27 protein-coding genes and 1 pseudogene are annotated in these 23,235 nt (G+C 46.5%); 6 read left to right on the top strand and 22 right to left on the bottom strand.

Features of this window, described 5'->3' with window-relative positions:
- Positions 1–242: 242 nt before the first annotated feature.
- Complete coding sequence (locus tag KI350_RS11495) at positions 243–743, top strand: phenolic acid decarboxylase (protein ID WP_020452834.1); 501 nt, start codon at positions 243–245, stop codon at positions 741–743.
- Between the two features lie 19 nt (positions 744–762).
- Here KI350_RS11495 and KI350_RS11490 read toward each other — a convergent pair whose 3' ends face one another.
- Positions 763–1,029 (bottom strand): hypothetical protein, encoded by a 267-nt coding sequence (locus KI350_RS11490; protein ID WP_023856183.1) that lies wholly within the window; start codon positions 1,027–1,029, stop codon positions 763–765.
- A 113-nt stretch (positions 1,030–1,142) separates the two neighbouring features.
- A complete protein-coding gene (locus tag KI350_RS11485) occupies positions 1,143–1,469 on the bottom strand; it encodes a YuzD family protein (protein WP_003184955.1) in 327 nt (108 codons plus the stop codon).
- A gap of 134 nt (positions 1,470–1,603) precedes the next feature.
- Here KI350_RS11485 and KI350_RS11480 point away from each other — a divergent pair.
- A pseudogene (locus KI350_RS11480) lies at positions 1,604–1,902 on the top strand (NifU family protein).
- Positions 1,903–1,942: 40 nt separating this feature from the next.
- On the opposite strand, the gene KI350_RS11475 reads toward KI350_RS11480, so the two are convergent.
- The 6 genes from KI350_RS11475 to yutH all read right to left on the bottom strand — a co-directional run bounded on the left by KI350_RS11475 (position 1,943) and on the right by yutH (position 9,583).
- A complete protein-coding gene (locus KI350_RS11475) occupies positions 1,943–3,904 on the bottom strand; it encodes a S9 family peptidase (RefSeq protein ID WP_065643718.1) in 1,962 nt (653 codons plus the stop codon).
- A 106-nt stretch (positions 3,905–4,010) separates the two neighbouring features.
- The gene (gene thrB / locus KI350_RS11470; protein WP_023856185.1) at positions 4,011–4,931 is read right to left on the bottom strand and encodes a homoserine kinase; all 921 of its coding nucleotides are present in this window, start codon (positions 4,929–4,931) and stop codon (positions 4,011–4,013) included.
- Positions 4,928–5,986, bottom strand: a complete 1,059-nt coding sequence (gene thrC / locus KI350_RS11465) for a threonine synthase (protein WP_023856186.1) — start codon at positions 5,984–5,986, stop codon at positions 4,928–4,930. Before thrC ends, thrB begins: the two co-directional genes overlap by 4 nt.
- Complete coding sequence (locus KI350_RS11460; RefSeq protein ID WP_020452839.1) at positions 5,986–7,287, bottom strand: homoserine dehydrogenase; 1,302 nt, start codon at positions 7,285–7,287, stop codon at positions 5,986–5,988. The genes thrC and KI350_RS11460 overlap by 1 nt, the downstream gene beginning before the upstream one ends.
- Positions 7,288–7,519: 232 nt before the next feature.
- On the bottom strand, positions 7,520–8,482 hold the full coding sequence (locus KI350_RS11455) for a 2-hydroxyacid dehydrogenase (RefSeq protein ID WP_023856187.1): 963 nt from the start codon (positions 8,480–8,482) through the stop codon (positions 7,520–7,522).
- 90 nt (positions 8,483–8,572) lie between these two features.
- Positions 8,573–9,583 (bottom strand): spore coat putative kinase YutH, encoded by a 1,011-nt coding sequence (gene yutH, locus KI350_RS11450; RefSeq protein ID WP_031305043.1) that lies wholly within the window; start codon positions 9,581–9,583, stop codon positions 8,573–8,575.
- Positions 9,584–9,727: 144 nt separating this feature from the next.
- Between yutH and KI350_RS11445 the strand changes: the two genes are divergently transcribed.
- Positions 9,728–10,228: a phosphatidylglycerophosphatase A family protein gene (locus KI350_RS11445; RefSeq protein ID WP_065643719.1), complete on the top strand. Its 501-nt coding sequence runs from the start codon at positions 9,728–9,730 to the stop codon at positions 10,226–10,228.
- Between the two features lie 47 nt (positions 10,229–10,275).
- On the opposite strand, the gene KI350_RS11440 is transcribed toward KI350_RS11445, so the two are convergent.
- From KI350_RS11440 to KI350_RS11430, 3 genes are read right to left on the bottom strand one after another with little or no spacing between them, the layout of a single operon-like run.
- Positions 10,276–11,046: a TIGR01457 family HAD-type hydrolase gene (locus KI350_RS11440; protein ID WP_020452843.1), complete on the bottom strand. Its 771-nt coding sequence runs from the start codon at positions 11,044–11,046 to the stop codon at positions 10,276–10,278.
- Positions 11,047–11,066: 20 nt separating this feature from the next.
- Positions 11,067–11,507 carry a DUF86 domain-containing protein gene (locus KI350_RS11435; protein WP_223254850.1) on the bottom strand — a complete coding sequence of 147 codons (441 nt, stop codon included), beginning with the start codon at positions 11,505–11,507 and terminating at the stop codon, positions 11,067–11,069.
- A gap of 27 nt (positions 11,508–11,534) precedes the next feature.
- A complete protein-coding gene (locus KI350_RS11430) occupies positions 11,535–11,810 on the bottom strand; it encodes a YutD family protein (RefSeq protein ID WP_003184977.1) in 276 nt (91 codons plus the stop codon).
- 103 nt (positions 11,811–11,913) lie between these two features.
- On the opposite strand from KI350_RS11430, the gene KI350_RS11425 reads away from it, so the two are divergent.
- On the top strand, positions 11,914–12,531 hold the full coding sequence (locus tag KI350_RS11425) for a YhcN/YlaJ family sporulation lipoprotein (protein WP_020452845.1): 618 nt from the start codon (positions 11,914–11,916) through the stop codon (positions 12,529–12,531).
- Between the two features lie 53 nt (positions 12,532–12,584).
- Here the strand turns inward: KI350_RS11425 and lipA are convergent, their stop codons facing one another.
- A complete protein-coding gene (lipA, locus tag KI350_RS11420; RefSeq protein WP_256163556.1) occupies positions 12,585–13,496 on the bottom strand; it encodes a lipoyl synthase in 912 nt (303 codons plus the stop codon).
- Between the two features lie 237 nt (positions 13,497–13,733).
- Between lipA and KI350_RS11415 the strand changes: the two genes are divergently transcribed.
- Entirely contained in the window at positions 13,734–14,714 is a 981-nt protein-coding gene (locus tag KI350_RS11415) for a M23 family metallopeptidase (RefSeq protein WP_020452846.1), read from the top strand.
- Between the two features lie 46 nt (positions 14,715–14,760).
- Here the strand turns inward: KI350_RS11415 and KI350_RS11410 are convergent, their stop codons facing one another.
- The 8 genes from KI350_RS11410 to KI350_RS11375 all read right to left on the bottom strand — a co-directional run bounded on the left by KI350_RS11410 (position 14,761) and on the right by KI350_RS11375 (position 21,543).
- Positions 14,761–14,874: a methionine/alanine import family NSS transporter small subunit gene (locus KI350_RS11410; RefSeq protein WP_003184985.1), complete on the bottom strand. Its 114-nt coding sequence runs from the start codon at positions 14,872–14,874 to the stop codon at positions 14,761–14,763.
- Positions 14,871–16,400, bottom strand: a complete 1,530-nt coding sequence (locus KI350_RS11405; protein WP_065643720.1) for a sodium-dependent transporter — start codon at positions 16,398–16,400, stop codon at positions 14,871–14,873. Before KI350_RS11405 ends, KI350_RS11410 begins: the two co-directional genes overlap by 4 nt.
- Positions 16,401–16,584: 184 nt before the next feature.
- Complete coding sequence (yunB, locus tag KI350_RS11400; RefSeq protein ID WP_065643721.1) at positions 16,585–17,361, bottom strand: sporulation protein YunB; 777 nt, start codon at positions 17,359–17,361, stop codon at positions 16,585–16,587.
- Between the two features lie 67 nt (positions 17,362–17,428).
- Entirely contained in the window at positions 17,429–17,734 is a 306-nt protein-coding gene (locus tag KI350_RS11395) for a YunC family protein (RefSeq protein WP_003184991.1), read from the bottom strand.
- Positions 17,735–17,813: 79 nt separating this feature from the next.
- Positions 17,814–19,169 carry a bifunctional metallophosphatase/5'-nucleotidase gene (locus KI350_RS11390; protein WP_065643722.1) on the bottom strand — a complete coding sequence of 452 codons (1,356 nt, stop codon included), beginning with the start codon at positions 19,167–19,169 and terminating at the stop codon, positions 17,814–17,816.
- A gap of 19 nt (positions 19,170–19,188) precedes the next feature.
- Positions 19,189–20,010, bottom strand: a complete 822-nt coding sequence (locus KI350_RS11385) for a sulfite exporter TauE/SafE family protein (RefSeq protein WP_065643723.1) — start codon at positions 20,008–20,010, stop codon at positions 19,189–19,191.
- 17 nt (positions 20,011–20,027) lie between these two features.
- A complete protein-coding gene (locus KI350_RS11380) occupies positions 20,028–20,879 on the bottom strand; it encodes a DUF72 domain-containing protein (RefSeq protein ID WP_065643724.1) in 852 nt (283 codons plus the stop codon).
- Positions 20,880–21,009: 130 nt separating this feature from the next.
- Positions 21,010–21,543: a hypothetical protein gene (locus tag KI350_RS11375; RefSeq protein ID WP_106071031.1), complete on the bottom strand. Its 534-nt coding sequence runs from the start codon at positions 21,541–21,543 to the stop codon at positions 21,010–21,012.
- An 88-nt stretch (positions 21,544–21,631) separates the two neighbouring features.
- Here KI350_RS11375 and KI350_RS11370 point away from each other — a divergent pair, with 88 nt between their 5' ends.
- On the top strand, positions 21,632–22,216 hold the full coding sequence (locus KI350_RS11370) for a TetR/AcrR family transcriptional regulator (RefSeq protein WP_106071032.1): 585 nt from the start codon (positions 21,632–21,634) through the stop codon (positions 22,214–22,216).
- A 71-nt stretch (positions 22,217–22,287) separates the two neighbouring features.
- On the opposite strand, the gene KI350_RS11365 is transcribed toward KI350_RS11370, so the two are convergent.
- Positions 22,288–22,620 (bottom strand): YolC/YozM family protein, encoded by a 333-nt coding sequence (locus KI350_RS11365; RefSeq protein WP_189319645.1) that lies wholly within the window; start codon positions 22,618–22,620, stop codon positions 22,288–22,290.
- 475 nt (positions 22,621–23,095) lie between these two features.
- Positions 23,096–23,233 (bottom strand): hypothetical protein, encoded by a 138-nt coding sequence (locus tag KI350_RS11360; protein ID WP_142396730.1) that lies wholly within the window; start codon positions 23,231–23,233, stop codon positions 23,096–23,098.
- Positions 23,234–23,235 lie beyond the last annotated feature (2 nt).

The raw sequence follows: 23,235 nt of genomic DNA, 5'->3' as shown, positions 1-23,235 counted from the left end.
CTTTTTATGGGTTGTTTTTCATTTTACAGAATCGCTTATTTTTTGACAATCACTTTTCTAAATATTGGCTTAATTTCCTAAAATAACTCAAAATTCTGACATCAACCGTAACCATTTTCTGTATTGTTGCAAATCTCTCAGAAAGTATTTTCGTTTGACATTGTTTTTGATGACATTTTATAATCATATATGTAAATATCAACATGTTCGATTTTACAATAAACAAATAAGGAGCGGTTCATATGAATCAAGATGTCAAAGAGTTTGTCGGAAGCCATATGATCTATACGTATGAAAACGGATGGGAATATGAAATCTACATTAAAAATGACCGTACCATTGATTACCGCATTCACAGCGGAATGGTCGGGGGACGCTGGGTTCGCGATCAAAAAGCCGATATCGTCAAGCTGACTGAAGGCGTCTATAAAGTATCATGGACAGAACCGACAGGGACTGACGTTTCCTTGAATTTCATGCCCAATGAAAAGCGGATGCACGGCATCATCTTCTTCCCTAAATGGGTTCATGAACGCCCTGATATCACAGTCTGCTATCAAAATGACCACATCGACTTAATGGAAGAATCGCGCGAAAAATATGAGACGTATCCAAAATATGTCGTACCGGAATTCGCCGATATCACATTCATTGAAAATGCCGGAATCGATAATGAAGATCTGATTTCAAAAGCCCCTTATCCCGGAATGACGGATGACATTAGAGCCGGAAAACGAGTATAAATGGGAAAAGGGCTTTTCATTAATGATATAATGACTGGACTTTTGTTAAGTCATGCAGCAAGGCTTTAATATCGTCTTGCGATAAAGGGACAAGCATTTGATCGTAAAGGGTGATGATCTGTCCTCCCTCGTCATGCTCATGCTGCCTTAAATACTGCTGCAAAGCCCTGAGCTGGTTTTCTTTCAAGCTGGTCTGCGTTTGAAACTGCTTGATTTTCTTTAACGAAAAAACATTCATTTCGTCATCAAAATCGCCTGACATGATTTGACCCTCAATGCTGGACATGCTGGCTATCCCTCCTTATTGACGATTCGGCTGGTAGTTAGTCTGTCCGCTTTAAGAAAAGTACAATCATAAAAAATAAAACAGCAAGGGACATATCTGTCCCTTGCTGTTTATCATGCAGGCTTATAACCTTGCTTTTCCATTTCTTTATACACGTCTTTCAGCTTCGGATTTCCTTCGCCGACCACTTGATCACCGACCATGACGAGCGGATAAAAATATTCGTCGTTCAGGATTTTTTCGGAGATTTCCTGTTTTTCAGGATCGTTTTCCGGCGGCTGATGGATATCAATGTACGTGATCGAGAAAGGCTGGTCGGGATATTTTCTTTTCAGGGCGGCTTCGAGCCACTCATACGTTTCTTTTGATGACGGAAGGTTGACACAGCTTGGACAAAGAACGTCGGCACCGTAAACAAAAAGCTCGGCTTGTTTTTTCATCAGCGGCAGCTCCTTTCTCTTTGTCTTTTATTTTATTCTATTTTGTCCTTTCGCTCCATATTGAAATGAAAATCGCTTTTTATCTTTGCCGGCAAATATGATATAATATGTGGGAAAACGATTGAAACCAAACAATAGCTTTTTATTGTTCGACTGAATATAATGGTTGTATGATTTGAAAGGAGCGATACGAATGACGACAGAGGTCGAAATGAAAGAACAAGTACAGGAAGTGCTGGACAAACTTCGTCCATTTCTACTCCGCGACGGCGGTGACTGTGAACTCGTCGATGTTGAAGACGGCATCGTCAAGCTTCGCCTGCTCGGCGCATGCGGAAGCTGCCCAAGTTCCACGATCACCCTTAAAGCTGGAATTGAGCGCGCCCTTTTAGAAGAAGTTCCGGGCGTCATTGAAGTTGAACAAGTATTTTAATTTGAGAAGGCTGCCGTACATTACGGCAGCCTTTTCTTTTTTATAAATACGCTTCAAACCAGCCGGCAATATACTCAAGCCGTCTGATCCGCTGCTTCGGATGCCCGCTTCTTGATAAATCGTGCGACGCATTCGGGAATCTGACGAATTTCACTTCTTTCCCCATTTTTTTCAATGCCGTAAACAGCTGCTCCGCCTGTTCAATCGGGCACCTGTCGTCCCGTTCGCCATGGAGGATGAGAAGAGGAGTCTCCACCTTGTCCGCATATTTGAGCGGCGAATGCTCCCACAGTTTGCCGGGATTTTCAAAAAGGTCCGCTCCGATCTGCCAGTCTGTGAAAAAATAGCCGATGTCGCTTACCCCGTAAAAACTGATCCAATTGGAAATGGACCTCTGCGTCACCGCGGCCTTAAAGCGATTCGTGTGGCCGACAGCCCAGTTTGTCATAAAGCCGCCGTAGCTTCCTCCTGTGATTCCGAGCCTTTCTTGATCGATGAAATCATATTGTCCCAGCGCGTGGTCAACAGCTGCCATTACATCTTTAAAATCTCCCCCGCCGTAGTCGCCTCTCACCCGGTTGACAAAATCCTGTCCGTAGCCGTGGCTTCCCCGCGGATTGACATATACAACGGCGCTTCCCTTTGCGGCCAGCACTTGAAATTCGTGAAAATAAGCATTCGCATACATGGCGTGAGGACCGCCGTGCACTTCCAGAATGAGCGGATACGTGTTTCCTTTTTCATATTGAGCAGGCTTTATCAGCCAACCGTGAATTGTCAAACCGTCCGCTGTCTGAAATTGAAGCTCCTCCGGTTCCGATATGATATGCTCTTCCGTAAACGCTTGGTTGGCATCTGTTAATCGCTCCGCTGTTTCTTCCCCCAATGGGAGATGGTAAAGTTCGCTCGGCCGGACAGGCAGGGCTATCGATGCCGCAAAACTTTTTTCATCCGGATGCAGGCTGAATCCGTTCAGATGCTCTTTTTCCAACCGGACCGGATAAGCAAGACCTTCGATTGATATGTAGTAAATGCCTGTCGAACCTTTGTCAGATCCAATGACATAAAAGCCGTTTCCGTCTTTGGTCCAGGCCGGTTTCGGAAGAACGCCTCCGACAAGGCTGTCCCCTGCTACTGCATCGCTGAGATGGACATCAAGCATTTCCGTCAAACACGTTAGTTTTCCTGTTTCGATATTATACAGCCATGCTTTATCAAGCGTGGCGTTTTGAAATTCCTTTTCGTTTCCGATGAATGCAAGGTGTTTGCCGTCAGGAGAAAACGATAGTGAAGAAAAAACGCCGTTTTGACCTGTAAGGCGCTTCAAATCACCTGTCGAAAGGTTCATCAAATAGACATCGTTCACACGCATATCCGTCTGATTGGCACAAAATGCAATCCTGCCTCCGCACGGTGAAAATGCGTGGCTGAAATGGTCGCGTTCTAGATCGGTCAGCTGTTTTATCTCCCCGGTTTCCACTTGAACGAGGACAAGCTGCGTATACTTTCCCCTTTTAAACCCTTGGCCGTCTAATTTATACGACAAAGAATCGACTTCCAGCGGTTCGTGATCTTCAATCTCCGTCTTTTTCTCATCGTCGACGCTTTCCTCTTTCGTCAGCCTCACTGAACAAAGCAATGACTTGCCGTCAGGCGACCATTCAGGCTGTGATACATCATAGGGAATATCGGTCACTTTTCTCGCTTCTCCTCCGGCGGCGCTTATTACGTAAAGTTGTGTGGTTTCCTCGCGATTAGACGTAAATGCAAGGGATTTGCCGTCGGGCGACCAGCGCGGATGCTGGTTTCTTCCTTTTCCAAACGTCCATTGTACTGACGCTTGTTGTTTGCGGTCGTAGACCATGATATGCGAATCATAAGAGTCCTGTTTTTCGTTTACTTTTGTTTGCACGTAGGCGATTTTTGCACCGTCAGGCGAGTACTGCGGGTCGGTAATGGATACAAGCTTGATGAGGTCTTTTTCGGTTATCAGCTGCTTCATGTTCGTTTCTCCTCCTCTATATGTTTGTCATACTATTTCGACTTTCTAAATAAAAATCCTTGTTTTGAAGGCAAACAAAAAAAGAGCCGAAAAAGCTCTTTTTTCGTTAAACACTGTTTACTGATTTTCTTTCAACGATAATGCCTGTATCCGGGACATGAAGGCAGTCCACTTCACAATGTGGAAACTTAGAAGCAAGCTGATCTCTCAGCGCGTCTCCCTTTCCTTTTTCAATAAAGGAAAGGATCGTCGGTCCTGCTCCGCTTAAAGCGGTCCCAAACGCGCCGTTTTTGCCTGCTTCATGCTCCACTTTAGAAAGCTCAGGGACGAGCGCCCTTCGGTAAGGCTGATGAAAGAGGTCTTTTTGCATCATGCGGCCGACAAGCTTCCAATCTTTCGCCATCAGTCCGGCGACGAGCATATTGCTGACCGCGCTTGCTTCCACCGCTTTCGGATAAGAGAGGCTTTCGGGAAGAACATCCCGCGCATCTTTTGTCAGCACTTCATAAAAAGGAATGACGACAACGACATCCAAATCGATGTCTTTCATCGAAACCATCTCTGTTTCATCTTCTTCATGAAGTCCGATGACAAGCCCGCCGAAAAGCGATGCTCCGGCATTGTCAGGATGGCCTTCTTCAAGGCTTGCAAAATGGAGTTTCTCGCGGTCAGAGAGTTTTAAATCGGCAAGTTCGTTCGCCAGCTCAATCGCAGCGGCAATTGCGGCTGCGCTGCTGCCGAGACCGCGCGCCAGCGGAATATCGCTCCACACTTTGACGAGGCTTGGCGGAATGTCTTTTCCGAAGTGTGCAGCGGTCCGTTTGGCCACCTGGTAAATTAAATTATCCGTCCCTTCAGGAATTCCCGCTACGACTTCTGTTTCAGCCTCAAAACGCCACTCATCATGAGGAAAAACAGACAGTCTCAAATAACGGGACAGCGCCATGCCGACTGAATCAAAGCCCGGGCCCAGATTGGCCGTGCTTCCGGGAACCGTAACGGAAAACAGCATGTCAGCCTCAGTCATACACGAGCGGCTCCTTTTAAGTGTTCGAGAATGGCTTCTTCATCTGTCGGCAGTGTGACAGGTTTGATCTGCGACACATCAACGGCTGTGTTCGGATCTTTCAAGCCGTTTCCGGTTAAGACGGCGACAACTTTCGCCCCCGGCTGAATCTCTTTCGTTTCCAGCTGTTTCAGTACGCCGGCAATAGATGCGCACGATCCCGGTTCTGCAAATACGCCTTCTTCTCTTGCCAGGAGCTGATAAGCGTGCAGGATCTCTTCGTCTGACACTTCATCGATTTTTCCGTTCGATTCTTTTGCAGCATTGACCGCTTTGTCCCAGCTTGCCGGATTTCCGATTCTGATCGCTGTCGCAACGGTTTCCGGCTTTTCAATTACTTTGTTTTTGACAATCGGGGCCGCGCCTTCCGCCTGAAAACCTCTCATGACCGGCAGGCCTGTGCCGTTTTTCTCATGATATTCTTTAAAGCCTTTCCAGTAAGCCGTAATATTTCCGGCATTCCCGACAGGAATTGCAAGGATGTCAGGCGCTTCGCCCAGCTGTTCACAAATTTCAAAGGAAGCGGTTTTCTGTCCTTCAATCCGGTAAGGATTCACAGAGTTGACGAGTGCAATCGGCTCTTTCTCGCAAATGCTGCGCACCATTTTCAGGGCATCGTCGAAGTTTCCGTCGATCGCAATGATTTTAGCGCCGTACATGACGGCTTGGGCCAACTTTCCGAAGGCGATTTTGCCGTCCGGAATAATGACGATGCACTTCATGTTGGCGCGGGCCGCATAAGCCGCAGCAGCAGCTGACGTATTGCCGGTCGAAGCGCACATGATCGTATCATTGCCTTCTTCTTTCGCCTTGGCGACCGCCATGACCATCCCGCGGTCTTTAAAGGAGCCTGTAGGATTGACACCCTCTGTTTTGACATAAAGCTCGATTCCGAGCTTTTTCGAAAGATTTTGCAGATAAATGAGCGGGGTATTTCCTTCGTTCAGCGTCAATTCCGGTGTTTTGTCCGTTACTGGCAAATATTCTTTATATTGATGGATGAGTCCTTTCCACATTAGCTCCAACCGTTCCCTTCTACTCGATAAGTGCTTTTCACCTGATCAACAACCTCAAGATCATTCAGCTTTTGCAAGATATCCGTAAAATCCTCTTCTGACGTATGATGTGTCACAATGACAATCTCAGCCAGGTCATCATGGCCTTTAATCGGAAGCTGCAGAATTTTTTCAAAACTGACGCCTCTTTCCGAAAAAATCGATGTGATTTTTGAAAACGAACCGACCTGATCTTTAACATGAATTCTTAAAAACTGCTGGGCGAAGATTTCAGACGGCGCCTTTATCTTCTTTTCAAACTGCGGATCGACAAAGCTGCTGCCGTTCACGCCGAGACGCATGTTTTTCATGACGGAAACCAAATCTGATACGACGGCGGTCGCAGTCGGCATGCTTCCTGCGCCAGGCCCGTAAAACATCGTTTCCCCGACGGCCTCGCCATACACGTAAACCGCATTGAATTCATTATGGACGGAAGACAGCGGATGATGCTCCGGCAACAATGTCGGCTGGACGCTCACTTCGACTTTTTGTCCGTCGCGCTGGGCGATGCCGATCAGCTTCATCGTATAGCCGAGCCGTTTGCTGAAATTGATGTCTTCATCAGACACTTGGGAAATGCCCTTCACTTTGACATCGTCAAGATCGACATTCATTGAGAAACCGAGCCTGGCCAAAATCGCCATCTTTCTCGCCGCATCAAGACCTTCAACATCAGCTGTCGGGTCCGCTTCGGCGAAGCCGAGCTCCTGCGCTTCTTTCAGCACATCAGCATAAGGCGCGTTTTCTTTATTCATCTTCGTTAAAATGAAGTTGGTCGTTCCATTGACGATACCCATCATTTTCGTAATCCGGTCTGAAGCCAGCCCGTCTTCCAGGCTTCGCAAAATCGGAATCCCGCCGGCGACGCTCGCTTCAAAATAAAGGTCGCAGCCGTTTTCTTTCGCGGCAGCCGTCAGTTCCGATCCATAGAGGGCGATCAAATCTTTATTCGCTGTCACGACATGTTTTTTCGCCTGAAGCGCGTCAAGCAAATAGCGTCTTGTCTCCTCGATTCCCCCGATGACCTCAATGATGACATCCACTTCCGGATCTTGAATGACATCATAAGCTTCCGTCGTCAGAACATCTTTGGAAAGGTCGACATCCCTCTTCTTATCTTTATCTTTTACAAGAACTTTTTGAATCGTAACAGGGCATCCGACTTGGTGTGTCAGCTTATCCTGGTGATCCTGAATAATCTTCACCACACCGCTCCCGACTGTTCCTAATCCTAGCAGCCCCACTCGTATCGCCTTCAATGAAATTCCACCTTTCTCTCTCTTATCGTCCTCTCTCTGAGGACATTTGTAAACACAACACAGACATTTAAGTTACAAACATTATAATGGGGGATTCTTTTTTTGACAAGATGACATTTGCTGAAAAACAAATCATGAAAACGCTTTATACATTGATATAATAAGATTCTATATATTCAGAAATATTTTCGCGAGAAAATCTTCCGACCCGTCAGGCCGGCCGGAAGAAACATCAAATCTCGGTCTTTGCCGGCTTCCCTCCCAGGACAAGCGCAATATTTTCCGCACAAAGCCTCATCATGGCTTCTCTCGTTTCGACAGTGGCGCTGCCGATGTGAGGCAGCGCGGTCACTTGCGGCAGATTGGCGAGCGGGTGATCCTGCTGCACGGGTTCTTCCGCAAAGACGTCGAGTCCTGCGCCGGCAATATCTTTTTCGATCAGGGCTTCATATAAATCGTCTTCATTCACAACCTGTCCTCTTGAGACATTGATAAAAATAGCGGAGCGCTTCATCCTTTTGAATGCGCTGCGGTTAAACAGATGCTTCGTTTCCTCAGTCAGAGGCGTCAGGCATACCACAAAATCCGCCTGTTCGAGCAGTTCGCCAAAGGATAGATAGGATGCGCCCAGTTCGGCTTCCGCCTCGGGATTGCGGGTGCGGTTATGATATAAAATCTCCATGCCAAAGCCTTTCGCCCGCCGGGCGACGGCTTGTCCAATGCTCCCCATCCCGACGATGCCAATCGTTTTATGATGGATATCCGCTCCGGCCAAAAGCAGCGGCCCCCAGCCCGTCCAGTTGCCTTGTCTAATCCAGTCGCTTGCCTCGACGATTCTGCGCGCGGATGCCATCAGCAGAGCAAACGTCAAATCTGCCGTTGACTCTGTCAGCACGCCGGGCGTGTTGCAGCAGATGACGCCATGCTTTTTCGCAGCCTCCACATCGAGGTTGTCATAGCCCACCGCCAAATTGGCCACCACTTTTAAATGCGGCGCACCTTTTAAAAGCTCCTCATCAACTGTGTCGGAAAGCATCGTCAACAGTCCGTGCGCCTTTTTTGCTTTTTCCGCCAGAACGGCGCGCGGGCACGGTTCTTCTTCCTTTTCCCACATCTCAATACGGGCTTCTTCTTTTAGCGCAGAAAGCTGTTCTTCCGGTAATTTTCTCGTTACATATACAAACGGTTTGTCCATGCTGCCTCGTTCCTTTCTAAGAGTAGCTTCCAACCAAGCATATCGAAAAAATCCGGAAATGTTAACATGAAGAAAAGAACACCGCGGCGTCTATGGTGTCCTTTTCAGCCAATTGACAGGCGGCATGCTCATAAATCCTGCGGCTCTCATGCCTGCCATTTCTTGAAATCCGTTCAGAAATTGCTCATAAGCCGGCGCTCGAGACAATAAATGGTCGAGTCTGCTTTCAAAATAATGGTGCTCTGATTCAGGAGAAATATAATACCCTTCAACCGTCTCAAAATAGTGAAGCGGAAACAGAAGCCTGCTGTACACCAGCCGTTTAGAAAATGAGGAAAGCGGCGCGGCTTGTTCGTATTGCTGAAAAAACAATGCGATGTCATTGAAGTTTTTCCTTTCGTGAAACAAGCTTCTGGCATATTCCGCAAGATCCCTGGCCGCATGATCAAACACCCATTCCATCGGGATTTTAATAAGCGGCTCGCGCCTTAAAGCCTCGCAGGTGAGCCGCTGCTGGCAAATCGTCCCGGAGTCGGCGGCCTGCGGCTGATCATCCAATTCGGTATCGGCCAAATATTGAATCGCGTTTTCGGTTAAACCGAGATAATAAGGAAACGATTCGATAAAATGTTTTTCAAAAGGCTGCAGCTGTCTTGCCTGCGTTTTTTGGATCCAGAATTGTTCTAGCTGGTCGAGCCGTTTCCCCCAAAGTTCTTTCCACTGCCCGATCCGCGAGGTTTCTTTTACCTCATAAGGGTATCCTCTTCCCTTCTGATGAAATTCAGCCAGCTCCGCCCCAAATGAAACGGAGCTGTTTGTCATGCGGGGAGCAGCTTGAAGCAGCACATATGAGGCGCCATTGTCCTCAAATGTCATCTCCCCATCCTTTGTCAATATAAAAGATGAAACGTATGGGTCGCGCTGTTCTTGCAAATACTGACTCATACTAAACAATTCCGCCAGCTCATCCTGACTCAAGTGGGATACCGGGACGATCAAAAACATCGAATTCGGGGTATGAAAAGCCTGATAAGACAAGTATGAAGTAAGATCGCGAATATGGATTCCGAATTTTTCTTTGATCAGCTCCTTCACGGACATCACTTCCTGATAAATATTTCTCCTTCTACACATCGTAATCATGAAGGGATTCGATTATGAATCGATTCGGAAAAAGAGTTCTAAAATCGTTACATTTTTAAGGTTGTTTGTATACACTAAGTAAAAAAAGATTGGGTGAAAATGATGCCGGAAAACAACAGCATGCATCAAATCGAAACAGCAGCAAAAGAATGGCTTGAGAAACGGGGCGTCAAGATTTCGGATATTGCTGATCTTGTCTACGTACTACAAAAGAAATATCATCCAAACTTGACAAAAGAAAAATGTGAAGAGAATGTCAACCGGGTCATGAAAAAACGCGAAGTTCAAAACGCCGTGATCACAGGGATTCAATTGGATATACTTGGTGAGCAAAGAAAGCTCATGGAACCGCTCCAAACCTTAATCGAGACAGATGAAAGCTTGTACGGCGTCGATGAAATCTTATCCTTCTCCATTGTGAATTTGTATGGATCAATCGGTTATACAAACTATGGATATATCGATAAAATCAAACCGGGAGTGCTCGCACGTTTAAACGATAAATCAACAGGCGAATGCCACACGTTTTTGGATGATATCGTCGGAGCGATTGCGGCAGCCGCATCCAGCAGACTGGCGCATCGAGCAAAAGATGCGGAATAAGCCATTAAAAAACACTTGTCCTTAAAAGACAAGTGTTTTTTTGCGGTTTAGATGCGATCCATCCAGTCTGTTAAAGAATCAATCACATATGTCGGCTTTTCCTGGTAGGCTTCAAGGTGTTCTTTTTTGGTCACGCCCGTATGAACGAGAAGCGTGTCCATCCCGGAATTCATTCCCGCCATAATATCCGTATCATAATTGTCACCGACCATCAGCGTTTCACTGATATTTGTGCCGAGCACCTTCATCGCCTGCTCCATGATGATCGGCTCCGGCTTGCCGATAAAAATAGGCTCTGTCTGCGTAGAAACGGTTAATACTGACGTGAGAGAACCATTGCCCGGCAATAGTCCTCTTTCTGTAGGAATAGCGATATCGCCGTTAGTCGAGATGAATGTAGCGCCGTTGCGGATGGCAAGGCAACCGACGGCTAGCTTTTCGTATGTAATGCCGCGGTCGATACCGACGACGACGAAGTCGGCGTCTTCTTCGCCGAATGCCAGTCCTTTTTCCTCAATGGCCTGGCGGATACCTTCCTCACCGATCACATATACGGAAGCATCCGGTTTTTGTTCGGCGATAAAATTGGCGGTCGCCATGCTGGTTGTGAATACCTGGCTCTCTTCGGCCGGAATATCAAATGAAACAAGCTTGTCCGCCACTTGCTTCGGCGTGCGCGACGAGTTGTTAGTGACGAACAGATACGGGATGCTCCGTTCTTTCAGCTTCCTTACGAATTCGCATGCTTCTTCGATTTTTTCCGTCCCTTTGTACATTGTTCCATCCAGATCAATTAAGTATCCTTTGTATGTTTTCATGTTGTACACTCCAGTTTTGTTTAGTGCGGTTTGAATGCGGATACCGGACCGAGCTCATGGTTTAAATAATCGCGGATCCGCGCCGGAAATTTCTCAAGCGTTTCCGCATGCCTGCTGAGCAGCATGTCCAATTCTTCATGGTTGACATTCAAGTAGTCTTGAACCAATGTCTTCCGATAGGCGATCAAATGTTTCAAACTGTCGCCTTCCGCTTGGCTGACAACCTTTTCATCGGTCAGTATATCCATAATGTCGTCATAGCTTCCAGGATCTCTCATAATAAAGCCGTCAATCATATCGTTCCCTATATCCAATATACATTCGATCAGCGTGTGGCCGATTCGTTCGAGCGCTTTTTTTTCGACGTCGGAAGTCCATTCCTCCTGTGTTTGATAAAGCCACAGCTCCTCTTCCAGGAAGTTCAGCGTGTTTTCGATTTTGTGTCGATCGACAAAATACATCATCAGAGCATCCCCTTTTATGATCGCTTATTTTCGCAGACGTTTTAAAACAAAGTAGGCACATCCGAAATTACAGTACTCGTAAATATATTCATCAAGCGTGCTGATCTTCGTATCAAATGTGGCCTTTTGATTTTGATCGTCAAAAAAGCCTTTCAGCCTCAGCTGGCTGTATCCCCAATCCCCGACGATGTAATCATATTTATTTAAAATGTCGGAGTATCTGGCTTTAAACGCTTCTTCGTTAAAACCGTTTTTCACATCTTTGACGACTTCAAATGCAGCGTTCTGAACGACAATCATTCTTTTCACCTCTTTTATATGATAATTCAAACCCGTGCCGCCATCAATTGCTAAGAATAAATCCTCCCCGTTGGAAAAGCTATAAATGAGGAGGAAAAGCAGAATGAATAAAAAAATTCTTTTAGCAGGGCTGCTGGCGGTGCCTTTAGCAGGATGCCAGACAGCCTTAAATGATACCGAACACAATATATATGACGAAGACGGAAATACCGTTCACGTTGCAGACAAGAACCCTCAATATCATGAAAAGTTCAGAAATGACAACCGGAAAGGCAGATTCGGATATGCGCGCCATCAGGCAACTCCAGTCGCAAACAAGGAAGAAATGCAGGCGCCTCAAATTGATCGGGAAGAAATGGCGCATATTATATCTAGTTTAACGGTTCAGCTTCCCAATATTCAAGATGCCTCAGCACTTGTGACAGACGAAGAAGCGCTTGTCGTGTACAAAACGGACTCCGGGCAGCGCGAACAGACGGCTGACCAAGTTAAAAAGACGGCGGCATCAGTCATTCCGAGGTATTACCACATCTATATTTCCGATGATCCGGATATGATGCAATCCGTCGCCAACTTCAGCCGGCTTGGAGCCAATTCAAGAAACGTTGATCAGCTGATGGCCGATACGATTAAGGAAATGCAAAAATCACCGCAAGGCAAAACAACGACAGGTACAGATGAAAACGGCCTTGACGGAAAAGGAAAAGCGACCGAATCCTGACCTGAAAATAAGAAAAACGCCAGCGCAAACGGCTGGCGTTTTTTCATCCAATGTTATGCCTGTGCCTGGCGTTTTTTAGACGCTTCATTCACCTGTTCATCGGCATGGTATGAAGAGCGGACGAGCGGCCCTGCTTCACAGTGGCTGAAGCCTTTTTCCATGGCGATTTCTTTCAGTTCGGCAAACTCGTCAGGATGGTAATATTTCTGTACTTTAATATGTTTTTTGGACGGCTGTAGATACTGGCCGATTGCCATGATGTCGACGTTGTTCGCAAGAAGGTCGTCCATTGTTTCGATGATTTCTTCTTTTGTTTCGCCGAGGCCGATCATGATGCTGGATTTCGTCGGGATGTCCGGCTGCATCTCTTTGGCGCGGCGCAAAAATTCCAATGATCTTTCGTATGTAGCTCTCGCACGGACTCTCGGCGTCAGGCGGCGGACCGTCTCAATATTATGGTTTAAAATATCCGGACGCGTATCCATCAGCGTTTTCAAATTATGATAGTCTCCGCCCATATCAGACGGGAGAACTTCGATTGTTGTAAACGGGCTTTTTCTCCGGACGGCGCGTACGGTTTCAGCGAATACCCCTGCTCCTCCGTCTTTTAAATCGTCACGGGCAACGGCTGTAATGACCGCGTGTTTCAGATTCATGATGCTCACAGAATCCGCGACTCTTTCCGGCTCATTCAAGTCAAGTTCTGTCGGCAGCCCCGTCTTCACCGCACAGAAGCGGCAGGCTCTCGTACAGACAGATCCGAGAATCATAAAGGTTGCGGTACGTCTGACGGCCCAGCATTCGTGGATGTTCGGGCATTTCGCCTCTTCACAGACCGTATGGAGGTTGTTTTCCCGCATTAATTTTTTTAAGCCCGTATAGTTTTCATTTGTATTCAGCTTGATCTTAAGCCATTCGGGCTTTCTTAGGTGCTCGTCTTTCTTTGCCAATTCCATCATCTCCATTGTGGATTGTAGTCATGTTCAATACGAAATTTGTGACATAGCGCCGGATGTGTCCCTCTGCTTTGGAACCGCTTAAATTAAAATTGCTAAATCTTCATCTTTAGTCACTTTAACATAGTACAGATTTGTGAACAAGAGCTTGATTAGTCAAGATGGAATTTCTAACATTTTCTTATTATCGATTTCCGCAGATGTCACAAACTAACCGTATTCAAACTGAAAGGAGCTAAGGACACTGTGAAAGCTGTATTATCCGTTCTCATCCTCCTTTTGCTCATATCGCAGCCGTGCGCTCTTGCAAAGGAGAAAAAAGAGCCCGATCTGCAAAAGAGAATGGCCCTTTATCATAAAACAGAAGCTGCAACCCATATTCCTTGGTATGTTTTCGCGGCTGTCGACCAATACGAAATCAACATCCGCAAAAACCGCAAGGACTTGCCGAAGCAAAAAGGGCACACCGGGATATATATTCCGCAAAGCGTGTGGAGCGGACCTGAAAACCCCAACCCGAAAGATACATCGCCGCTCAGCATCAAGGTTTTTGACGGAATTGGAATGGACGGAAACGGAGACGGACTGGCGGAACCGGATCAGGATGAAGACGTCCTTTATACGTTTGGACAATACTTGTTGACATACGGAAGAGACATAGAAAATATCCGCATCGGCCTGTGGGAGTTTTACGAAAGGGATCAGACGGTCGGCATCATATCAGGCTTTATCAGGCTTTTTCAAAAATACGGCCACATTGATTTGGGCAAGCACGCCTTTCCTCTTCCCGTAAGATCAGATTACAGCTATAGAAGCACATGGGGAGATGCCCGCGGATTCGGGGGCAGGCGCATTCACGAAGGGACGGATTTGTTCGCCCATTACGGCCTCCCCGTCCGGTCGACATGCTACGGTATTGTGGAAATGAAAGGCTGGAATCGTTTCGGCGGATGGCGGATCGGAATCAGAGACATCAACAATACGTACCATTATTTCGCCCATTTGAACGGATTCACAAAAGGCTTGAAAGTGGGAGAAATCGTCGAACCCGGCCAAGTGATCGGCTCGGTCGGAGCAACGGGTTACGGGCCGCCGGGAACATCGGGAAAATTCCCGCCCCATCTTCACTACGGCATGTATAAAGACAACGGAAGAACCGAATGGTCTTTTGACCCTTATCCTCATTTAAGGGCATGGGAACGGAAGGAGCTTCGAAAGAAAAAATAAAAGACATCCCTATTTCAGAAAAATAGGGATGTCTTCTTTTCAGAGATTAACCGGCTTGGCTTTTCTTGCTTTTCACAACCGCATTGATGATGCTTGCGGCCAAGCCTCCCCAAATAATGACGATGCCGATCACCATCATTGCTATAGATGCGCCGTTCATGAGGAAACCTCCTTGTCATGTTGAAATGGCGTATATTTCAGTTCGTTCTTCCATTTTGAAAGCGAAAGGATAAATCCGGCTGCGATCGCTCCAACAGCGACGCACCATCCCCATTTCAGGAGAAACTCTACCGGCAGATCACCGTAGGCTGTTGTGATATTCGTCTTGATATTATCAAACATCATATACCCCAGAACAATCGGCGTGACGACGCTCAGGCAGATTCTCCACCAGGCGCCAAGCTGAATGTCGGAAACCGAATTGGCGTGAGCCTGCAAAGCTTTCAGCTCTTTCGCAAACCATGCAATCGCAACGACTTCGATCAATCCGGCAAGCGCCACTCCGAAATTATTGATAAAGTAATCGGCCGCATCGAGAAAGAACAGCCCGCCTTTTGTCGCAAATACAAGCGAACACAATGCAGCGGCCCCTCCGCCGAACAGGACGGCTTTCCGCCGCGGAACGTTGAATTTATCCTGAATCGCGGCAACATATGTTTCAGAGATCGAAATGAGAGATGACAGACCTGCCAATACGAGCGAACCAAAGAATAAAAACCCGAAAAGCACATTAAACGCCGGAAACTCATTGATGATTTGCGGAAAGACGACGAACGCCAAACCGATTCCGGAAGAGACGACCTCTTTAACTGGAACGCCTTGCTGCGCGGCCATAAAGCCCAGCGCACTGAATACCCCGATCCCGGCCAGCAATTCGAACGACGAATTCCCGAATCCTGTGATGAACGCATTGTTTGTAATATCGGATTTTTTCGGCAAATAGCTGGAATACGTAATCATGATGGCAAACGCGATCGACAGACTGAAGAAAATTTGCCCGTATGCCGCCACCCAAACTTTTCCGTTTGTGATCTGGCTCCAATCAGGCGTGAAAAACGCATTCAGCCCTTGAGCAGCCCCGTCAAGTGTAATCGAATAAATGACGATGATTAAAAATAAGACCAATAGCAGCGGAATGAAAATGCGGTTTGCAATTTCGATTCCTTTTTTGACTCCGGCAAATAAAATGCCCAAGGAAACAATCCAGACAATCGCGAGCGGAATCAGGACGCCCGGCACGAAGCCTCCGAATTGACCGATGGCTCCTCCTCCAATATCCACTCTGTTTAAATATTCAGTCATTAGGAAATTTTCTGTATCTTTACCCCAGCCTAAATTGAAAGAAAAGACAGTGTAAGAAATGGCCCATGCCACGATCACGGCATAATACGTCGAGATGACAAATGAGATGGCGACCTGCCACCAGCCGATCCATTCCTTTCCTTTCCCCATCCGGGCATAGGACAGCGGGGCTGATCCTCTGTATTTATGGCCGATTGTAAATTCCATGATGAGAAGAGGGATTCCTGCTGTTAAGAGCGCGAACAAATATGGCAAAAAGAACGCGCCGCCTCCGTTTTCATAAGCTACAGCCGGGAACCTCCAAATATTCCCCAAACCGATCGCAGAACCGACAGCTGCTAAAATAAAACCCGCTCTTGTACCCCATTGCGGACGATTATCCATAAGCTTCCTCCTTTACCTTTTTGAAACATCTGAAAACAGTGAATTTTCTAATAATTATTATTATTGAATAGTATATACAGTCTTTTTGCCTAAGTCAAAGTATTTTTTTAAGAAAATAGACGCATTCCGTTTCCAGGACGCGAAAAAAAGCATTCTGCCTGATGTTTGCAGAACGCCCTGGAAATCATTGCTTATTTTGTTCCTTTTTTTGCTCTGTTTTTTCATCCTTTGGAGGAATTTGAATCGATGGCGCCGTCTGGCTGCCGCTGCCGCTGTAGAAGTCGGGTACTTCGCCGTGCACGGCTTGAATCGTTGCCGGAATCGTATTTTTGACAACCGCCGTTTTTGTCGCAAACGGTATGACGACACGGACCTTGACTTCGACAAGAATCCCGATATTAATTAATGCATTATTAATTCCGTACGGTTCCACACTTTTTTTGAAATCTGTAAAAACATCTCCTACAACATTAAAGCGCACCGGGATTTTCGGCCCGAGGTTTCCAAGCAGGGAATTTCCCGTTGTCTGGCCGAGAGGAATCTGATAAATTACGCCGTCACTCTTGTCTTCCGGCGTTTTCGCAGAAGAATTAAATTCTTCTGTTTCCGTCACTTTCAAGTTTTCATGCAGCCGTTTCGTAATCTTGGTCTGCATATCGCGAACAACATGGGAATTGAAATTGATCGTTGTCACTTTCCCGTTTTCATTTGTCTTCATTTCGACCATGTTTTGCACATTTTCATCTTGGTTCATATAATCCTCGACAGCTTCCTGGATGACGTGCGTCGCAATCCGGTTCGTTTCCATTTCAGCGATGTTCAGAAGCGTCGGTTTGATGGATGAGTTGATGATCAACAGGCTGACGGCCGTTGAAAAAATAAAAAATACAAACGAAAGCAGCATGACATATCGAAAAGGCAAAGGTCCTCTTTTTGACAGAGGGCCGCGAAATCTTCGCAAGCAAAATCCCCCCTTACATCAAAAGTGTATGCTTGTAAGAGGGGATATACGATTCAATCAGACAACTTTATTTCACCATTTTTAAAAGGGCTTCTTTGCCGCTCATTCCGGGATGGATGCCGAGCTCTCCGGCCGCATCGGTTACAGATTCGAGCGGTGCTTCGAGAAGCTGATCGATCGTCCGCACGCCGACGGCTCTGGCGGCGACGATTTTCCGTTCTTTTAATTTATCATTCAGCAGGGCGACGTCAAGCGCTCCGCACATAATATAGCCATGGTCATTGGTTACCGCCATAAAGTTGGTTTTCGGCAGTTTGACCGTTACAGCCGTAAACGGCTGATCTTCTATCATAATTGGAGTTAAATTTACCATCGCAATCCCTCCTTTACCATTAATGTATGATAAAGCGAGAGACATGTTCCGGTTTGCCCCGAATCTTTAAGCATCTGTATTAGAACCGGTTTGCTTTTTTAAGCTTCCAGGCGAGCAGATCGCGCAGGAATTCAGGCATAAAGTACTCGATATCTTCCGCATCGCGGATCGCCGGAAACAGCGTTCCGAGTGTAAACATATCAATCGTGGCGATCGTGTAGAACGCATCATCTTCAATGTCCGTTCCGTTGACAGAGAGCTTTTCCGGGTCAAGGCCGGCATACAGCATTTTCCCCATCACTTCGCCGCGAAAACCGAGCCCTTTAATTCGCAGTTTCTCGGTTTCTTCCGATGATGCATGGAAGATGACCTCTTTCAGCTCACGTCCCGTCAGCTTCAGTTTGACCGGATTAATCGGATGCGGACAGATGCGGTGAACATCCGCTTTCGTCACCGGGCCTTGTGATAGAGACTCCAGTACAATGCCTGAGTTGACCATTCCGATTTCCGCCTCACACCATTCCTTTAAGGCGTCTGCCAGCATTTGCGGAAGGGCGCTTCTCCGGAACCAGGCGGTTTCAAGGATGTTGTCCAATGTCGCAATTTCTTCTTCAAGCAGATGTCCGGCTTCTTTCTCTTTTTCCTTCAGAAAACGAATCGTCTCCTCTGATTCTTCGTTCCAATCCGCCGTCTTCATAACGGTTGCTGTGATGTTCTCAAGCGTTCCGTTATACGTCAGTTCAACATGACCGACATAGTTCCCGTATTTTTCGGCGCAGGCCAGCATAACGCCGTCTTTCATCATCCCTTCTTCAAGCAGGTGATGGGTGTGGGAGCCGAGAATCAGGTCGATTTCGGGAAAAGCCTCCGCGACGCGCTGATCATCCAAAATGCCGAGGTGTGAAAGAAGAATGACAGTATCGGCTTTTTCTTTGATTTCACTGAGCATCTCGCCGATGCTTTCAAATGCGTCTGCAACCGTCCAGCCAAGCTGCCGGTAGATCGGATAATACGGGACTGTCACACCGAGAATGGCAAGAGTCGCGCCGCTCTTCACCTTTTTGAGCACATACGGCGCTGCCCAGCCGGGCCTCTTCCCTTTTTCGTCAAACAAATTGGAAACAACAACAGGAAACTGTGCGTTGTCATAAAGTGTATCCAGCTCCTGATGCGGCAGTGTAATTCCTTCATTATTTCCGATCGTTGCAGCATCATACTGCAGACGGTTCAACAGCTCCACATTCGCTTTTCCGAAGGTGGCCTCAGATATCGGATGGAATCTGTCGACATGATCGCCGAGGTCGAACAAAAGCACTTCTTCCCCCTGCTCTTCATGTTTTTGTCTTTGTGTCTGAATATAATCGACGATTTTCGGCCAGTTTTCAAAATGGCTGTGCAAATCGTTCGTATGGTAAATATGGAGCTTTTCCGTCATGCAAATCTCTCCCTAACGTTTAACTAAACACGCCTTGATAGATTAATCTGATTCCGATGATGATCAATACGAACCTCATGATCAATACGATCGTCTTTGTTTGCATCTTTTTATTCATGTAGGCGCCGAGCTGTCCGCCAAACCAGGCGCCCGGGATCAATGCGAGCGCATAAAGCCAGTTGACATGGCCCGCGATGACATGGCCGGCAGAGCCCGCGACAGATGAAAGGAAAATAATAAACATCGATGTCGCAACAGCGACCCTTGTCGGAAATAAAAACAGAAGAATCATCGCCGGCACCATCAGCGAGCCGCCTCCGATACCGAAAAGCCCGCCGAGGAAGCCGACGACAAAGGCGATCGCGATTCCGGCTAAAGGATGATATGAATACGTATATTCCTGTCCTTCATTTCCTGTGAACGTTCTAATAACGCCCGTATGCTTTTTCTCGGCAGGTTTCACCCTTTTCTTTATCATTAAGGAAAGGGAAATGAGAATCATAAAAATCCCGAACCATAGAGAAAACGAGTCTGAGCTGAAATATGTCGATACATGGGCACCTGCGATGCTGCCCGGCCCCGAGCCGATGAAAAAAATAAGACCGCTTTTATAATCTACGGTTTTATATTTCATATACGCAAGCGTTGAAGAAAGCCCTGTGAATATGATGACAACCAGCGATGTGCCGACCGCCATTTGCGGTGTCACATGGTCAAACAGCGTCGGCAGCCCCGCCAGAAAAAGGAGCGAGGGAACGATGACGATCCCTCCGCCGAGCCCGACAAGACTGCCGATGGTTCCCGCGATAAATCCGAGTATGATCAAGATAAGATATTCCATAAAATAAGTCCTCTTTTCTAGCTGAATAAATCGAGCTGCCTTGGCGTAAGCCCTTTGTATTCAATATCGAGCAGCTCCTTCATTTGCTTCCCGTTTTGAGCCGCATCACCGCCTGAATTGTTATTAAACAGCACGTAAACGTTTTTCGACTGCTGTTCAAGCAGCTCAAGGTTTTTCTTCCAGTCTTTTAATTCTTGTTCATTATATAAATATAAATACCTGACCTCACGCCAATTTTGCCCAGAAGACGGCCTTAACCAGCCTTCCTTGTTGCGGCCGTGAAAACGGACGAGCGTTTTTTGGCTGTCAGTCGCATGAAGAACCGTCGGTATGCTGCCTTCGCCCGCCTGGGGTTCATCGCAAATGCTGTGAATCCATTGCTCTTCCTCCATAAAAGCGAGCGTTTTGTCGTAAAACTGGGGCATAAACCATGACCGATGCCTGAATTCAAGCGCACACGGTATATCTCCCATTTTCTCTTTTACCCATCTTAAGTAATTGACGTTTTCTTTTTTGCAATCAAACCATGGCGGAAACTGAAAGAGGACCATCGCCAGCTTGCCCGCTTTTATGTATGGCGTTAACGAAAGCTTAAAAGCAGCAAACATGTCGTCTTTCGTTTCAAAGGGGATCTCCCCGCGCTGATGCCCCGTCATTCCCTGATATGCCTTAACGATAAACTGAAAGGTTTCCGGCGTCTCCTTCACCCATTTTTCATTGTTCCGCTCGGGCTGAATCGCGTAAAAGCTCGCATCAAGCTCGACGATCGGAAAATGCGCCGAATAGTGGATCAGCTTGTTTTGACTGCTTGTCTTGGGCGGATACAGGCTGTCATGATCCCCCCATCCTGTTAATCCAATATAAATCAATGCAGTTCACCTCTTCTTTTAGTTTATCACAGGTTTTTTTCGAAAACTTGATCCAGGTCTGCTTGTAGCATTTCCTTTTTCAGCGGCGGGATTCTTGAACATGAAAAAGAAGCCGGACATCCGGCTTCTTTTAACGGGCTTTCTTTGGAAAAAGGGTAAAGCTGAAACTGTACAGAAAATCGATGGCAAGGATGATCGACCATAAAGAAGCGATGCGGATTAACGGTTCCGTTCTTTCCGGGTCGCCGATGAACAGATGCATCCCGGCCAGCAGCGCCGCCCCGATCAGCCATGCGATAAAATGCCGCAACCAGCCTTTGCGCTCTTTTTTGGCGTGTTCTCTGCCGTACTGCGGGCCTTTAACAGGCTTCGGACCGCCGGCAAAGCGATAGGCGAACCTTTCATCCGCCCATTTGATCATGCGGCTCCCGAACGCGATGCTCACGCCGATATAAACGGCGGCGATGCCGTGCAAAACATCCGCTTGCGCCCCATTGTACAGATCAAGCGCCGTTGCAGCCAAAAGCAGCAAATCCAAAACCGGTGTACATGCAAACATGATCAAACCAGCCTTTTTCCAGCCTGCCATATAGCGAAAAATAAGGCCAAGCAGAATAAAAATCCAAAAACCAATCTCACAAGCTATAATCAATAAACCAATCACCTTTTATCCGCCTCTCTTTTTAACACATTTGTACTAAAAAATTATAACACAGATGTATTAAATAATACATCCGTGTTATAATGTGTGTATGCCAAAAATAGTTGATCACGAAAAACAAAAAGAAAAAATTGCCGAAGCGGTGTGGAATGTGATTCACAGAGATGGACTTGAACATTGCACCGTCAGAAATGTCGCTAAGGAAGCCGGACTTTCGGCCGGATCGATGCGCCATTATTTTCCCCAACAGTCTGAGCTTTTCATTTATTCAATGAGGCTTGTGACAAACCGGGTCAAAACGCGGATTGAGAGCATGACATTTAACGGTGCACCGGCTGAGAACGTCAAACAGCTTCTTTTTCAGCTTATGCCCCTTGATGAGGAGCGAAAATTGGAAATGGAGGCATGGTATGCATTTACGGCCAAATCGATCAGCGATCCGGAGCTCAAACCGTTGAGAAAGGAGATGAATGAAGGCATTTATTCAGCCTGTAAATCGGCTGTTGAAATGCTGGTGAATACCGGCACCAAACCGGGGATCGATGTTCTAAAGGAAACCGAGCACCTGTACGCCCTTGTCGACGGGCTGGCGCTTCATTTGATCATGGACCCCGAAAGGCTGACGGCTGAAAGGATCGATTCTGTATTGGCGGGTTATTTAAGATCGTTGGAATAGGCACAGATCGATCGCATTGCACCCGAAACCACACCCACAGGAAAAGCAGGCCTCTCAGCCTGCTTTTTTGATTAGTTCTCTTGTTTTTGATTCTCACGGATTTCCTTCTTCATTTCTTCAACGTTTCTTTTAATAATTTCAATTTCGTATTTCTCTTTTGCCTCTGGAGGTAAGTTCTCATTTAAGTATTCTCGGAGTTTTTCTTCGCTTCTAGTATCATCAAGACCTATTGATATAACTGGGTCTGTTTTTCCAATCACAGAACTAACTAAACCAAACTTATCAAAGGCGTCGAGGAGTACTTCTTCAGTTGTTTTTTGATTTGGATCAGCCGCTTGTGAAGCTGTATTAAACAGTAACAAGAAAAGAGCCAAGAACAAAATTCCGAACCGTTTTTTCTTCATTATTCTCTCCTTAAAATAAATTCTTCTAAGCACAGCATTGAGTTCCTATTTTTATGTATTCCGGCTTTTCGGAACAACCGTTTATTCACCGGACCTGAAGGCGTTCACGAGATAGGTAATCTTTATTTTCTGAGGAAGCAGGCTCATGAGGTTGATCTGAGTAAGTTTAATCTTATGTTTCTCGCTAAAGAATAAGCGGGGAAGGGGATAATTGTCTGTTTTGCAATATCTTCTTTTGCTAGCGGTTGGAGGCGCTGTTATTATTTCCTCCTCTTCTACCTTGATACCTCCTATCTTTTATTTACAAGTCTAATATAGCATAAACCTCTGCAAAAATTTTCAAATTACAATTGAAAATTTGATGTCGCAAAATTATTTTTTCTGGTCATCACACAAAAAAACAGCATGATCACATGCTGTTTTTTGCGCTTCAGTGAACCGTTTTTGCTTCTCTTTCGTTTAGCCGTGTTCCGCCTTAAAAATGTATTGACGTACCGCCGTCAAGCACGCCAAGCTCAGCGATTATCCCGTTTTTGACGCCGATATCGGTTTTCCTTACGCCTTCCGGGCACACGACGGAAGCGCCTTTCAAAAGCAAGTCAAACATTTTCATGA

Origin of the sequence: Bacillus sp. J41TS8 (assembly GCF_018333035.1) — a bacterium.
In the GTDB taxonomy this organism is placed as follows: domain Bacteria; phylum Bacillota; class Bacilli; order Bacillales; family Bacillaceae; genus Bacillus; species Bacillus paralicheniformis.
This window is presented reverse-complemented; position numbering and strand designations above follow the sequence as displayed.

What these genes read in the sequence shown, in the direction of transcription:
- KI350_RS11495 (WP_020452834.1), top strand. Translation starts at nt 243, where the DNA reads ATGAATCAAGATGTCAAAGAGTTTGTCGGAAGCCATATGATCTATACG.
- KI350_RS11490 (WP_023856183.1), bottom strand. Translation starts at nt 1,029, where the DNA reads ATGTCCAGCATTGAGGGTCAAATCATGTCAGGCGATTTTGATGACGAA.
- KI350_RS11485 (WP_003184955.1), bottom strand. Translation starts at nt 1,469, where the DNA reads ATGAAAAAACAAGCCGAGCTTTTTGTTTACGGTGCCGACGTTCTTTGT.
- KI350_RS11475 (WP_065643718.1), bottom strand. Translation starts at nt 3,904, where the DNA reads ATGAAGCAGCTGATAACCGAAAAAGACCTCATCAAGCTTGTATCCATT.
- thrB (WP_023856185.1), bottom strand. Translation starts at nt 4,931, where the DNA reads ATGACTGAGGCTGACATGCTGTTTTCCGTTACGGTTCCCGGAAGCACG.
- thrC (WP_023856186.1), bottom strand. Translation starts at nt 5,986, where the DNA reads ATGTGGAAAGGACTCATCCATCAATATAAAGAATATTTGCCAGTAACG.
- KI350_RS11455 (WP_023856187.1), bottom strand. Translation starts at nt 8,482, where the DNA reads ATGGACAAACCGTTTGTATATGTAACGAGAAAATTACCGGAAGAACAG.
- yutH (WP_031305043.1), bottom strand. Translation starts at nt 9,583, where the DNA reads ATGTCCGTGAAGGAGCTGATCAAAGAAAAATTCGGAATCCATATTCGC.
- KI350_RS11445 (WP_065643719.1), top strand. Translation starts at nt 9,728, where the DNA reads ATGCCGGAAAACAACAGCATGCATCAAATCGAAACAGCAGCAAAAGAA.
- KI350_RS11440 (WP_020452843.1), bottom strand. Translation starts at nt 11,046, where the DNA reads ATGAAAACATACAAAGGATACTTAATTGATCTGGATGGAACAATGTAC.
- KI350_RS11435 (WP_223254850.1), bottom strand. Translation starts at nt 11,507, where the DNA reads ATGTATTTTGTCGATCGACACAAAATCGAAAACACGCTGAACTTCCTG.
- KI350_RS11430 (WP_003184977.1), bottom strand. Translation starts at nt 11,810, where the DNA reads ATGATTGTCGTTCAGAACGCTGCATTTGAAGTCGTCAAAGATGTGAAA.
- KI350_RS11425 (WP_020452845.1), top strand. Translation starts at nt 11,914, where the DNA reads ATGAATAAAAAAATTCTTTTAGCAGGGCTGCTGGCGGTGCCTTTAGCA.
- lipA (WP_256163556.1), bottom strand. Translation starts at nt 13,496, where the DNA reads ATGGAGATGATGGAATTGGCAAAGAAAGACGAGCACCTAAGAAAGCCC.
- KI350_RS11410 (WP_003184985.1), bottom strand. Translation starts at nt 14,874, where the DNA reads ATGAACGGCGCATCTATAGCAATGATGGTGATCGGCATCGTCATTATT.
- KI350_RS11405 (WP_065643720.1), bottom strand. Translation starts at nt 16,400, where the DNA reads ATGGATAATCGTCCGCAATGGGGTACAAGAGCGGGTTTTATTTTAGCA.
- KI350_RS11395 (WP_003184991.1), bottom strand. Translation starts at nt 17,734, where the DNA reads ATGGTAAATTTAACTCCAATTATGATAGAAGATCAGCCGTTTACGGCT.
- KI350_RS11390 (WP_065643722.1), bottom strand. Translation starts at nt 19,169, where the DNA reads ATGACGGAAAAGCTCCATATTTACCATACGAACGATTTGCACAGCCAT.
- KI350_RS11385 (WP_065643723.1), bottom strand. Translation starts at nt 20,010, where the DNA reads ATGGAATATCTTATCTTGATCATACTCGGATTTATCGCGGGAACCATC.
- KI350_RS11370 (WP_106071032.1), top strand. Translation starts at nt 21,632, where the DNA reads ATGCCAAAAATAGTTGATCACGAAAAACAAAAAGAAAAAATTGCCGAA.
- KI350_RS11365 (WP_189319645.1), bottom strand. Translation starts at nt 22,620, where the DNA reads ATGAAGAAAAAACGGTTCGGAATTTTGTTCTTGGCTCTTTTCTTGTTA.
- KI350_RS11360 (WP_142396730.1), bottom strand. Translation starts at nt 23,233, where the DNA reads ATGAAAATGTTTGACTTGCTTTTGAAAGGCGCTTCCGTCGTGTGCCCG.